At 62.4% G+C, this 12,844-nt stretch carries 13 protein-coding genes and 1 pseudogene; 3 read left to right on the plus strand and 11 right to left on the minus strand.

The features are described from left to right. Both D9R02_RS09445 and D9R02_RS09450 read left to right on the plus strand, forming a co-directional pair. Positions 1 to 358, plus strand: a 358-nt coding sequence (locus tag D9R02_RS09445) for a hypothetical protein (protein WP_121566810.1), incomplete at its 5' end; no start/stop codon positions are given. 110 nt (positions 359 to 468) lie between these two features. Continuing rightward, positions 469 to 2,994: a P-loop NTPase gene (locus D9R02_RS09450; RefSeq protein WP_081477498.1), complete on the plus strand. Its 2,526-nt coding sequence runs from the start codon at positions 469 to 471 to the stop codon at positions 2,992 to 2,994. A 237-nt stretch (positions 2,995 to 3,231) separates the two neighbouring features. Here the strand turns inward: D9R02_RS09450 and D9R02_RS09455 are convergent. Next, positions 3,232 to 3,396, minus strand: a pseudogene (locus D9R02_RS09455) (transposase); the annotation flags it as partial. Positions 3,397 to 3,565: 169 nt separating this feature from the next. Here D9R02_RS09455 and D9R02_RS09460 point away from each other — a divergent pair. Further along, entirely contained in the window at positions 3,566 to 4,903 is a 1,338-nt protein-coding gene (locus D9R02_RS09460) for an ISL3 family transposase (RefSeq protein ID WP_019311210.1), read from the plus strand. Here the strand turns inward: D9R02_RS09460 and D9R02_RS12010 are convergent. The 10 genes from D9R02_RS12010 to D9R02_RS09500 form a co-directional block, all read right to left on the minus strand. Then, positions 4,894 to 5,151, minus strand: a complete 258-nt coding sequence (locus D9R02_RS12010; RefSeq protein WP_124109924.1) for a hypothetical protein — start codon at positions 5,149 to 5,151, stop codon at positions 4,894 to 4,896. The genes D9R02_RS09460 and D9R02_RS12010 overlap by 10 nt on opposite strands. A 144-nt stretch (positions 5,152 to 5,295) precedes the next feature. Further along, a complete protein-coding gene (locus D9R02_RS12105; protein WP_052209580.1) occupies positions 5,296 to 5,886 on the minus strand; it encodes a hypothetical protein in 591 nt (196 codons plus the stop codon). Between the two features lie 460 nt (positions 5,887 to 6,346). Next, positions 6,347 to 7,405 (minus strand): nucleotidyltransferase domain-containing protein, encoded by a 1,059-nt coding sequence (locus tag D9R02_RS09470; protein ID WP_019311208.1) that lies wholly within the window; start codon positions 7,403 to 7,405, stop codon positions 6,347 to 6,349. 144 nt (positions 7,406 to 7,549) lie between these two features. Further along, positions 7,550 to 8,608, minus strand: a complete 1,059-nt coding sequence (locus tag D9R02_RS12380; protein ID WP_081477497.1) for an ImmA/IrrE family metallo-endopeptidase — start codon at positions 8,606 to 8,608, stop codon at positions 7,550 to 7,552. After that, positions 8,598 to 9,485, minus strand: a complete 888-nt coding sequence (locus D9R02_RS12020; RefSeq protein ID WP_124109926.1) for a hypothetical protein — start codon at positions 9,483 to 9,485, stop codon at positions 8,598 to 8,600. The genes D9R02_RS12380 and D9R02_RS12020 overlap by 11 nt, the downstream gene beginning before the upstream one ends. Positions 9,486 to 9,546: 61 nt before the next feature. Further along, a complete protein-coding gene (locus tag D9R02_RS09480) occupies positions 9,547 to 10,533 on the minus strand; it encodes a hypothetical protein (RefSeq protein WP_019311207.1) in 987 nt (328 codons plus the stop codon). A 342-nt stretch (positions 10,534 to 10,875) separates the two neighbouring features. Further along, entirely contained in the window at positions 10,876 to 11,478 is a 603-nt protein-coding gene (locus D9R02_RS09485) for a cadmium resistance transporter (RefSeq protein WP_016997609.1), read from the minus strand. After that, positions 11,475 to 11,834 carry a Cd(II)/Pb(II)-sensing metalloregulatory transcriptional regulator CmtR gene (cmtR, locus tag D9R02_RS09490; protein WP_006590980.1) on the minus strand — a complete coding sequence of 120 codons (360 nt, stop codon included), beginning with the start codon at positions 11,832 to 11,834 and terminating at the stop codon, positions 11,475 to 11,477. The genes D9R02_RS09485 and cmtR overlap by 4 nt, the downstream gene beginning before the upstream one ends. Before the next feature lie 181 nt (positions 11,835 to 12,015). Then, entirely contained in the window at positions 12,016 to 12,405 is a 390-nt protein-coding gene (locus D9R02_RS09495; protein ID WP_029603659.1) for a heavy metal-responsive transcriptional regulator, read from the minus strand. 94 nt (positions 12,406 to 12,499) lie between these two features. Beyond that, the coding region (locus tag D9R02_RS09500) for an oxidoreductase dimerization domain-containing protein (protein ID WP_498071522.1) at positions 12,500 to 12,844 on the minus strand (345 nt) is incomplete at its 5' end.

Consider the following 12,844-nt stretch of genomic DNA (forward strand, 5'->3'; position numbering starts at 1 on the left):
CTACCTCTTGGGGTGGGGCATCCTCCAGATCACCCAGGCGCCCCACCCTCGTCTCGGCAAGAAGGCTGAGCGCGAGTCCCTGCAACGCACCATTGCCAGCACCGCAGAGAATGGCATGCCCCCCGCCGACCCGTCGCAACGATCGGCGGCGGGTGCTCTCGCGTGCGAGATCGTCGAATGGAGCCTGTTGGGTACGGCCGCCGTCGCGGGGTTCATCCTCACCGCGTTCATCACGGGCGATCCAACCTGGAGCGTGCCCGCTGGCGTCGCTGCGATTAACGCGCTGTTGGATGTGCGCAAGATCCGGCGCAGCTGGCGCTACCTCAAGGCCATGCACACCGCACTTCGGGCCATCTGACTGATACTTCTCAACACGTCGGCGAGAAGCTCCACAGGCACGACACGGTGGCGCCGATAGGAAACTTCAGTGCTCCGCGCGTAGCCCGGCCGTCTGCGACACTGGCTCACATGAACCAAAGGCCACATGCAGGCTTGAAGGACGTTACAGAAGCACAGCGTCTCGCACTACGTCGCGCTGCACGCAACGGTGAGTACCACCTACTGCTCGGCGCAGGGGCGAGCATGGACTCGACCTCACGTACTGGAACTCCGCTTCCGGGCAGTAGCAAGCTGATTGAACAGCTTTGCGATGAATTTGACGTTCCCACTGAAAAGGACGATTTACTGTGGCGGATCTACGACCGCGCAGTTGAGGCCGTAGGCGAATCACGTGTGTATTCGTGGCTAAGGGAGCGCTTCTGGGGTGTCGAGCACCCGTACTGGATGGAGTACTACGCGAGAAGCCCGTGGGCAACAGTCTGGACCCTTAATGTCGATGACACATTTGAGTCTGCGCACACCGCGATTGCGAAGGAAACGAGTCGGCAAATCCAAGTCTTAAACTGGGATGACAGTTTCCGCCAAGGCCGAAATCTCAATGTCGTCCACCTTCACGGCGTTGTTAATACTGATAAACCCAGAAAGCTCGTATTCTCCTTGAGTGAGTACGCCGGATCAGCCGCCTCTAGGGCGGCTTGGCCGGTCAACTTCCACGACTCTTATGGCAACTCTCCGTTCGTGATTCTCGGTGCGCGACTTAGAGATGAACCAGACATCGAAGCTGTTGTATCGCGTCGTCATCCAACTCACGCCGCCCCCAGTTTTTACGTCGCCAGAACAATCTCGCCCGCAATGCGAGCAGATTTGACACGGTGGGGACTGGTCCCAGTTGAGATGACCGCCGAAGATTTTGTTCTTGAATGGGGCGAGATTACCGGTCTAAATTTGGAACATGACCTCGGTGCGGAGCTTGAGCTTGGTATACGCATCGGCCAACAGTTCACTGAACTCAAGCTAACCTCATCGCCGGCACCGACGGGACACGACTTTATCGGCGGCGATGAACCTAAATGGAGCGATATCCAGAACGGCCTAGCGGCCGAACTTGCATGGGTTACCAAGGCGAAACTCGACTGCAATCAGATTGGTCGGTCCTTACATAAGTCAACGGTCATCGCGTATACGGGCAGGCGCCTAACGGGGCGCTCTACCGGCCTACTTCAGCTCGGCGAGCATCTCAGGAAGGCTTCCTGGAGGACATTTCAGTTCCGACACGACGGGCGTATCGACGTGGAGGCGCTTCTAGCGTTCGCTGCGGATGGGAAATCGCTTGCTCTTCTATTCGACGGCGCGGCCGACATCGCCGATGATTTGGACCGGCTTATCACTGAGGCACGGCTCTCCGGAGCAAGCATTGCCTGCGTGGTCGTCGACGATTCATCTCGTGAAGCCAGCATCATTGGACGAGTCGAAAGTTCCAACCTTGCTCACGCAAGAGTGGCTGGGATTAACGGCCGTCTGTCAAGGACTGATGCGGCTCGACTAGTTGACACCCTGGGCCGGATAGGTCGACTTGGGGCACTAGAAAAAAGCTCTGACTCGGCGCGCTTAGCACACTTCAAGGGCCATGATTTATTTGACGCGATGGCGCAGATCGAGAATGCGCCAGGATTTGGACGGCGAGTCGAGTATCTCATCGAAGATTTGAAAGACGTCCAAAAAATCGCGGCCGTCCTGATTGCGGCATATGCGTCTCTTGTGAACCACCGCCTCTTGGTCATTGACGCCAGCAGAATGATTGGCATCGACAGCGACCAACTCGTCAGGAAGATCCAAGAAGACCCGCAACTCGCGTCGCTCATCTCCACGGACGGAACCGACGTACGTACTCGCCATCGCTGGTTGGCTTTGCAACCTATTGTCAAGCGTCTAGGTGCTCAAAACGCTTCCGAAATACTGCGAGACGCAGTTCGGAGTGTTTCATCGAGACTGAACCAGCAAAGTCTCAGAGAACGCAATCCAACTGCCCTCCTCGTTGGCTCATTCATGTCGCATCGAAACCTGACCGAAGCTTTTCCTGGCGCGGATCTCGATTTGTGGTACACGTCCCTTATCGACGTTTTCGGATCTTGGAGCGCAAGGTATTGGGAGCAGCGAGCGATTGTTGCACGACGAAACTCTCGATCCGATGTAAAACTGCTTGCCAAGGCAGAGTCTTTTGCACTCCGCGCAACGGAACTCGTCCCCGATACGTACAGCTTTACAACTCTCGGCACGGTTCTTTTGGAGAAAGCTTCCCGCACCCCGTTCGATGTCCAGACATACTACGAACGTGGGCTGGACGCTTTTGAGCGCGCCGCATCGCTAGACGCGACAAGTAGTAACGTTGTTACGTGGACCGCTTTCCTCCGGTACACGATAAGAGTGCTCCAACGTATCGCCTCTGATCACTCCAAGGGTGTTGGCGCCCCTGATTTTGAAGGTTTCTGGGACACTGTGTGCGGCGACTGGAAGCGTACGTATGCACAACTGGCGCTTCTTGGAGCGGCCAGCGACCACGTCAAACGAGACCTGCAGAAGCTCCGTCAGGATTTCGAGTCGATTCCGGTTCCGCCCGACCGCAATAATCCTTCTCCGGCTAACGCCGGTGGATAGGTGCATGCGACCATCAAATTGGTAACAGCCAGCTGGTCGTTGGCAGGCCGCCGAGTGATCTATGGCCGCGTCGAGCGTTGTGAGCCTCGAGCCATGATGCATGGGAGGCCTGACGTTCGGCTTTGGAGATGACAACCCGGCGGTGGGCTCACTCGGTGGCGGTGAACAGTGCGATATCGGTAGCTCCAATCGTCAGAACCACCGCGGTCTGGGCCAGACTTACCCTAAGAACTCGTTTCATAACGCGGTGAGCCGTCGATGGCGGACCAGCACGCAAGCCAACTGCAGGAGCACGAGGTGGAGGTCGGCCCGGCGTTCCCACCCAGTCCGGAGCCGCTTATAGGAGTGCAGCCAGGCGAAGCCACGCTCTACCACCCAGCGGTGCTGGCCCAGCCCGGGACCTCAGCCGAGTCGTTGCACACCCGTTCGCTCGGTAAGCAACCGCGAGGCGTTGTCATGCCCGTTTACCCCGCCCGGTGAAAAGCGGCCCTTCCCAAATGAGTGTGGGTAAGGGCCCAAGCGGGGTGCGTGTCACGGGGGTCGGGTAGGGGTCGAGGCCTCCAGGATGGGGGTGCTGAATCCAACCGTCCTCGAAGGCCTCGATGTGTCCCATGCTATGTGCGCGCCGGCGTGCGCGCTCTTCGACCTGCCCGATGTCCACGTGCTCACGATCGAGCGGCACCGCTCCTCGTTCACCCTGGTGGTCGAGACCGTGCCGTCACTGGTGGGCTGTCCGGCTTGCGGGGTGCTCGCCGTCGGCCACGGCCGGGTGGCGGTGCTGCTGCACGACCTGCCTTGCGCTGGGGTGCCCGTGCGGGTGGTCTGGCGCAAACGCCGCTACCGCTGCCATGAGACGGCGTGCGAGGTGACGACCTTCAGTGAGGTCCACGAGCTGGCGGCACCGCGGGCCAAGCTCACCACCCGCGCGATTGCTTGGGCGGTGACGCAGCTGCGCTGCCACGACATCGCGGTCTCGGCCCTGGCCGAGATGCTCGGGGTCGCCTGGAACACCGTCTGGGACGCCATCACTCCAGTCATCGAGGCCCAGCTGGCCGCGGAGGATCGGCTGGCCGGGGTGGACGCCCTGGGCGTGGACGAGCACGTCTGGCGCCACGTGGGCCCACCCGGCACTGGGCTGGTCACCGGGATCGTGGACCACTCCCGCGGCGAGGACGGCCGGCCCCGGGCACGACTGCTGGATCTGGTGCCCGGGCGCACGGGGGCGGCCTACGGCGACTGGCTCATCGAGCAGAGGCCGGCGTTCACGAGCGGGATCCGCACGGCGACGCTGGATCCGTTCCACGGTTACGCCAATGCCATCCGCGACGAGCTCCCGGAGGCGATCACCGTCCTGGACGCCTTCCACGTGGTGAAACTCGGCGGGCAGGTCGTGGACGAGGTGCGTCGTCGGGTGCAGCAGGACACTCTGGGCCACCGGGGCCGGGCCGGGGACCCGTTGTACGGGATCCGCCGCACCCTGCAGATCGGCGCCGAGCACCTGACCGAGAGGCAGGTCCGCCGACTCAACGCGAAGCTCGAGGCCGGGGACCCGCATCACGAGGTCACCCTTGCCTGGCATTGCTACCAGAAGCTGCGCGCGGTCTACCACGCCCGCCCCGAGCAGGGGCGCCGGCTCGTCGCCGAGATTCTCGGTGCCTTCCCGTCCTGTCCCATTCCGGAGATCGCCCGGCTCGGACGGACCTTACGCCGGTGGAAGGCCGCGATCCTGGCCTACTTCGATACCGCAGGAGCCTCGAACGGGCCCACGGAAGCGGTCAATGGCGTCATCGAGACCATGCGTCGGGTCGCCCGCGGCTTCCGGAACTTCGACAACTACCGGTTACGGGCTCTGCTCGCCGCAGGCGGTCATCGCCCCTGGCGGAGAACCGCTACCCACACTCAGCTGTGAAGGCCCCATAAGGCCGTCAGAATGATAAGACCGTACTGCTGGGTCTGGAACAGCTGCGCGATCGAGCCGAGCGTAACGGTGAACACCGCGATGACAGCTGCGCTATAGACATTGAGCGTGACGTCCTTCCAGAATTCCACATCTACCAGCCATCGGACCGGAGCGAAAGGCGCATCGCTCAATTTGATGGAAGGAGCTTCCGGTTCTTCCTTCGCGGTGGACCCGGATGTTCCCGTCGTCGTATTCATGCGTAGGACTCTATCTAGAGACGCTCACGCGCTGGAGCGCTCCGTTCGGCCTTGATGGCCCTCCTTGACGGTGAACCGATTTGGTCGACCAGGGGGATTGTCTGTCGAGGTTGATCTGGCAGCGCACGGACACCGCGGGATGGATCACAAACTGCTAGATCGGGATGTCCCCCACATACGTCGACCGTCATGTCGCCGAATTGCGGCTATGACTGCCCGCCGCGCTGCGTCACTCCTCGTTCGTTCGAATTGTTGTCCGAGCGGAACATTCTTGTCTTTGGTGGTGGGTCGTGTCTTCCAAGCTGCTGACATCGCCGGTCCAGCTTCGGATCGCGCTGTGCGTACCAGCTCGCTGTACGCATTGCTGATCTGGGTATGCGCATGGAGGTCCAGAAGGGCGCAATAGTACGAGAGGCGGGATTGGATCTCACTGATCTGAGTCGTCACGTTTTGGCGAGATCCATTGGATCCGTCTCGCCTGCGGACCAAGTAGGGGGCTTCGAGATAGTCCTCGACGGCGCGCAGCGCCTCACTGTAGATGGTCGCGCGGCGTTCTTTGCGCGTGGTCGATTGTTGGATGCTGTAGCCGATGAGCGCGATGGCTGCGGCCAGGAATGCTGCAACGATGGTGGCGATGCCGTCCCCGCTGAGGGGTTCAATTATGACCATGGGATCGGACGCAGGAGTTGGCGTTGCCGTAGCAGCGGGGCTCGGCATAGGGGTTGGCGTGGTCATGGGGTGGGTCCTTGGTATCCATGGGGGGCCTCGAGGCCGAGCCAAATGCCGCGGTCATGTCCTCCGGTGTCGCGCCAGTACGTCTCGAAGAAAATGTGGTCGGCGGTAAGGCTGAGCAACTTGAGTAGTCCGTTGTCGGCAGTCCAACGTCTGTCCGGCGGATCACCCGGGTAGAAGAGACAGAGGCTGTCGTCTGGCATCCGGTGCGGTGACGGCAAACCTGGATCGGCATACACGCGTGGGTAGTCCTCGGCGCGTAGTCCGTAAGTCTCATATCGTGGTTGTGCGTCGAAGCGGACGGTGACGGGTACCGGCTCCGGTCGTCCCGGGATGTCGAGACCTTCGTGTCGGTAGAGGAGGTAGCCTGCGTGGAGCTCACTCCTCACGACATCCCCGTAGTAGCGTTTAGCGTCGCGCCGGAAGGGAAGCGTCCACGAGGATCGCGCCCCGTACCAGTCGGTCAAATTCCCCATGATCGGACGTTGTTCCGTTCCGTGCCGGCCGCAACCCCGGTCCCGGTGAGGAGCGCAGGGGTCCCATAGACCTGGGTGTCCTTCTTCTTCTGATCGGTGACCCGCCGGGCCTCTTCGTGGAGGACGGCGACCGGGCTAGGGGCCGGAAGCATGTCAGGGTCGTTGAAGAGCTTCGCGAGCTCGTCGTGTGCGAGCACTGGGTATCCGGCCGCCTCAAACTCGATGGCTCGGTCGAGGCGTTCAAGCGAACGGGTCAAGCGTCGCACAACCTCAGTCCGGGTCATTTTCTCGTTGAGCTTGATTGGGTTCTTGGCCACACGGGCGGGATCGGGGGTTTCGCTGATGGAGAGCTGCTCGATGGCGTACCGGAACCACTCACGCATCGCGGGAAGGAGAGTGGTGGGAGTGGTGATGCAGTCGAGGGCCAGTGCTTTGATGTTCCATGAGCACAAGGGCTTGCTGTTACGGCGATTCCAGTGCTTGATCAGGCGGACCACCCTGGCGAAGGTGGACTTAGTGGTCTGGTTGGCGGTCAGGACCAGTCCCGTGTGACGCTCAGGATGTGCGCGGTCCCAGCTCTGGAACCTGGGGATGTAGAGTCCTCGCGCGTCGGGGTTGTCGATCGCGACGATCACGTCGGCCGTGAAGTCGGGTTGTCCGGGCGCGACGGGGTTACGAAACCGGACGAGGATGGAGCGCTTGCGCCCTTCGACCTCGACGGCGAGGTCTCCGTAGTCCTCCTTGAGGCCCGTCCGGATCGCCTTCGCGGCGCGGTCCTTGAGCTGCTTCGGGCCCTGTTTGCCCGGCCCGTACGCGTTGTCGGGGTCCGGGACGACGACGCCGAGGTCGACGTCGGTCAACGGGGTAAGAGCGTCGCCGTGAGCGATGCTGCCGTTGACGTAGGTGCGGGCGCCGGGGAACTCGGTCCGGAGAGCCGAAGCTAGCGCGGAGCGTCGCTTGCGCGCCTCGGCCAGTTCGGGATCGGAGACCTCGATGCGGTGCCGCGCCTCCGTGAGGATCTGTTCGAGAGTTATCGTGCTGGTCATAGTAAATACGTCGTCTACCTTCTCACCGGATGCTGTGTTCTGGTGCTCCTCCCGGTGTAGGGAGCCCTCAGGAGCCTCGTGTTCTGATGCTCTACCAGGGACAGACGACGTAATTCGGATCGCCGTGCTGAATGGCGAGGTGGCCTAAGCGCAGTCGCGGCATTCAGCGCTGCCGGGGTCGAATTGATGGGTTGCTTTGACGAGATAGCACGTGGGGCAGGTCTTCTCCTTGAGTCTGAATCCGCAGTTGCATCGTCCGCACTCGGGACATTTGGGGGCGCCGCACTCGGTGCACGGGGATTCAAAGGATCGAAACTCGTGTCCGCATGACGGGTGTTCGCAGATCCGGTATGCACCTGTTGGACCGCGGTCGAATTTCGGGAGAGACAGATTCAGCCACGTGGCACGTTCGGTCACGGAGACGACGACGAGCATTCCGCCGATATCGGCCGCTTGTGCGTAAAGCCGCTGGCCTCGGATGCCATCGCGGTATACGAAATCGGTTTCGCCTTGTGCTGCACGTCTGCTGCTGCGAAGCGCAGCACGCACGATCCCCGCGTTGGACTGGTCGCCTCCTCGTCGAAGTGGGGGCAGCTCACGCGACGACGAAAAAACCACAACACCGCGTTCGTCGAGAAGCGTCACGTGCCCCGGCGTCTTGAGCTCGAGGGCAGTCCGTACGCAGATGGCGGCGCGGGAAGCGCTGGATGCTTCCCAAAGTGAGACGACCGAATGCGCGCTTGGCCCGCGGTCCCCTATGTGCTGTACGACCAGTTCCTTCGGGATAAGCACGGCAGAGGCGAACGAGTCACATGCAACGTCTTCAAGGGCGATTCCGCCATCGGGCTGCTGCGTTAGGCGATCCATCAACTCGAACACGCTCCGCTGGAGATGGTGCCCGAACTCATGGAGAGCTGTGAACGCCCGCCGCCCTGGACTGGCTGATTCCGCCACAGCCAATGTAGGAGGTTCGTGATCTTCCAGATAAACTCCAGCGACACTGCAGAGCGAGGCATCCGCCTCTGAGTCAGGAACAAGGCGGAGCGTGACATCAGCTCTCATCCCCAACGCCGCGATTGCGTCATGGAACAGATCAGTCCGCAGACCAGGTTCTGTCTCATCCAGGTAGCTGAGCATGTCGTTCACCTGCTCGATGACGGTGCTCCTCGGCACGGCGAGTGGACGCCTCGCATCATTCGCCATGGAGAGCCACCGAGAAGTATGTGTCTAGACGAAGATCCCAGTTGATGTTCTTCTGCGTACCCGTTTGTCTCGCGGCTAGTGCCCAGTTCTGATAGGCCACATCGCGGTAAGACGTTGATAAGTCAACGCCGCGTCGCTCTGCGACAGCTCGAACCTGGCGATGCCTGGACGGTTGGTCCAGGCGTGCAATGAGGTCTGACGGGGGGCTGGGATTGGCGGCCAGAAGCGCATCAGCTGGTCTATCCACCAGAGGGCTGAGTCGCTCTGCTTCGCTTCTAGTCAACGCCGCTTGTCCGCGCCAGAGCGCGAGGGCGCGTTGCGGCGCGACGTCGAGTGCAGTAGCGATCTCGCGCACACCGACATCGCGGAGAATCGTACTGAGCTGACCAGTGCCGGCCTCATACCAGCGGGCGGCTGCAAGAGCTTCAATGCTGTCCTCAATGGCAGCGCGGTAAAGACGAACCGGATGGGTGGAATTTGGATCTACGTCATAACTCGCCTTCGGGTCGATGATCGCCTCCAGCGTGTGTTGAGAAAGCTCACCTGCGAAGCGATCGAAGACAACACAAGGCAGGCGATGCGCTAATTCCGGCCATGCCACGAGCGGTACGCCGAGCGGGCTGGACGATTCCTCAATCACGACGGCGCTCTTGTCCGCATACTCAGTGTCCAGCGACAGGGGAGCCGCCTGAATACCTTCTTGGGTACCCAGGATCACGACGATTAAGTTCTCGTGGTCCCAGTCGGCTCGCCACACCTGCGAGGAGGTGATCTGGGGCTCCGGCCCATTCCACGCCTGCCGAAGCGCCGGCGGGACAGAAACCGATGATGCGGCTTCCTCAAGGCTCACTCGTCGCCTCGGAGTATCAGCGCTCATCTGTAACTCCTTCCCTGGGTCCTGACTCGTTGCCGGTCCCAATTAGGACAGACGACGTGATTCATTGCGCGCCACCGCCCATCTGAGCCAACATGAGCACGACCGCATCACGCTCGTCGTCGTCCACGGTCGCCATCCGGAGTCGTTCAACCAACGAGTGGGTGAGGGCCTGCGCAGTCGCGCGGCCGAGTCCCGTGACTGTGCAACGGACGGCGATCGACGCTCCAAGGCATGGAAGCAACGCGCGTTCCTGGACACTAAGCGTTGACCAGATGCCCCGGGCTCGCTCCGCTACTTCGGCTTCGGCGGTGGAATCCTCCGCGATCAATGCAGGGTCGGCGAGATCCTCATCGTCACGACCATGATCCAGACCATCAGGTTCGGTGAACCTGCCGTCCGGCAGTTCGATGAAGACAGGTGGCGAGATCAGGACGAACCGGGTTTCGATCACCCGGGCCAGGTCTTCATCGCGGACTGAACCGTCAGCATCGTCAATGACGACGTATGAGACTGCCGAGATGGCAGTGATGTTCTTCGCAGGCGTCTTGCCCGCCGTATTCCAGGTGAGGATCTGGTAGCCACGGACACGGGCCGCCGCCCGATGAAGCTGGTCGATGTCGCCTTGCCAGAGCGCTGCAGGGCCGTCCGATAATGCCCAAGCCTGGACTGTCTTCGAGATTGGCGGACGGACAAAGCGCCCATCCTCCCCAAGGATCGTGTCCAGCCGACGGCGGAGCTTGCCCCGCTCAGTACTTTTTGCCTGATCCTTCAGGAAGTTACCGATGGTAGCGAGGAGCAGGCGTTCCAACGAGGCCTGGCCTGTTGCCTTCACGAAGCAGGCAAGCACGAACACGCGACCACGCGCAGGGTTCTTCACAAACATGTCGGCAAGCAGGTCGTCAACCGCTTCATCGCACCACGAGTCGTACCCCTCGGGTGGCGGATACGAGGAAGACCGAGTCACCTGGGCGCCGAGCCTCCGAAGCAACGCGAGTGTCTCAGGGCCAGCTGCATCTCCGCGCCGCCCGATCTCGTCGAACGCGCTCATTCGGCCTCCTGCCGACAAGACTTCAATTCGCCTTTGCATCGTCTCACTCCTGGCACCGACAGCGCAGACGACACACTAGCTACCGACTCGTACGCGAAGGCGCCCGCGTGAGAGGTGGTTGTGGAATTGCCCCAATCCCCACGCCCGTAACCCGTTCGCTTCACAGTCAGGTGTGGCGAGGGTGCAAAGAGGTGTGGCTTCGTTCGCTTGGTGGCGGGGTTTTTGCAGCGCTCCGTGGCGGTCTTGTTGCCGCGATCACGCAGGACTGGCTGCAGGTAGGTGTCGCGGTCTGAACCGAGAGGGGTGCGCCCGGTCGGGGCCGTTTGGATCGCTGCCGCTACGTCAGAGTCCGAAGGCTCCGCCGCTGACGAGGATCACGATGCCGAGGCCGATGAGAACGATGGGGAAGAGGATGTGCTCCCAGCGTTCGAGCACCTCGGCGATCGGGGGGCGGGTGGCGACGAACTTTGCCAGGGCCACCAGGACCGCGACGAGCGCGAGGAAGACGATGCAGTAGGCGACTACTGCGAGAGGTTCCACGCTGAGGAAGACAGGGGTGTAGACGCCGATGTTGTCGCCGCCGTTGGCAAGGGTGACGCCTGCGACTGTCCACACGCCGACCTTCTTGCCGGCAACCTTGGCCTCGTCGTCATCGTCGTCATCGTCTCCGCGCCAGGCCTGCCATGCGGCCCAGAGGCCGAGGCCCAGAGGGATGAGACCGAAGTACGGGATGGCTGCCGAGGGCAGGAATGCTCCGGCACCGATGGTCACCAGGACCGCGGCACCGAGGATGCCGGCGAATCCGAGGTACTGGCCGGCCAGAATGCGGGCGGTAGTGCCGCGCTGGCCTGCCCCTCGCGCGAAGAAGAGGGAGAGCACGATGATGTCGTCGATGTTGGTCGCTGCGAACAGGCCCATCGCCTGCAAGACCGAGGTGAGGATCATGCGCCCTCCCCAGCTGCGTCGCATCCGGGAAGCGAGCAGGCGGGATCGATGCACGGGGCGTCTTCGTCCACTGCCAGGGTGGCATCGACCAGTGCCGTCAGCGCCTGCGCCAGGTGCGAATCGGCGATCTCATATCGTGTCCGACGACCCTCGGGCTCGGAGACGACGATCCCACAATCGCGCAGGCATGCCAGGTGGTTGGACACGTTCGGGCGTGTCAGGTCCAGATCTCGGGCCAGTTCCGCCGGGTAAGCGGGATGGTCGAGCAGGGTCAAGATGATCCGGGATCGAGTGGGGTCGGCCAGTGCACGACCCAGGCGGTTCATCACGTCGAGACGCGAAGCAATAGTCAGCATGGACTGAACTATACAGCGCGCACTAAACACTCGGTCACAGGCGTCAGCCCAGATCGCATGCCCGTAAGGGGAACCCTCACCGGACACCACCGCTACTTATCGAGAGGAACGACTGTGACTGTCGACGGTGAATGGCGGTGTTCTGACAGAGGTATTTGGCGGCCGTGGTGCGGCTGTGGGCTCAGAGGTAGCTGCAGATTTGGGCGGGATCGCACTGGGTGGGGTCGCCTTGGGAGGCGGCCTGGTAGTGCTCGGCCGCGGAGGCCCGCAGGGCGGTGAGCTCAGCGATGTGCTGGTCGAGGTCGGTGAGTTGCTGGGCGAGCTGTGCGGCTACGTGGGCGCAGGGGGCCTGCCCGGCGTCGCGGATCTGCAGGATGTTCCGGATCTCGGCCAGGCTGAGTCCGGCGGCCTTGCTTCGGCGGATGAACTGCAGGCGGGCGAGGGCCTCGGGTGGGTAGTCGCGGTACCCGTTGGGGCCGCGGTGCACCGGGGGCAGCAGCCCGTGCTGTTCGTAGAACCGTAGGGCTTTGGTGGTCATGCCGGCGGCTGCGGCCGCTTCACCGATCCGCACGGTGCGCACCTCGATCCTGGACTGGTCTGTGGCCTTCCACGGTAGAGGAAGGCTCCGGGGGCAGGGCACTGCCTGCCCCTGGAGGGGCCGGTGGTCATCCGGGTTCGGTGCGGGCGCGGTCGGTCTCGACGGCCTGCCAGGTCTTGCGCGCGGCGATGAGCACCGGGTCCCACACCGGGGAGAACGGCGGGGCGTAGGAGAGGTCGATGTTGAGCAGCTCTTCCACCGGGGTCTCGTGCCACAGCGCCACGGAGAGCACGTCGATGCGCTTGGCCGCGCCTTCTTCCCCGACGATCTGGGCGCCGAGCAGCCGTCCGGTGCCGCGTTCGGCGATGAGTTTGGTGCGGATGGGTTTGGCCCCGGGGTAGTAGCCGGCCCGGGTGGTGGAGTCGACCACGGCGGTGACGGGGTCGAAGCCGGCCGCCTGCGCTTCGACCTC

The sequence above is a fragment of the Kocuria rhizophila genome, from assembly GCF_003667225.1.
Lineage (GTDB): Bacteria > Actinomycetota > Actinomycetes > Actinomycetales > Micrococcaceae > Kocuria > Kocuria rhizophila.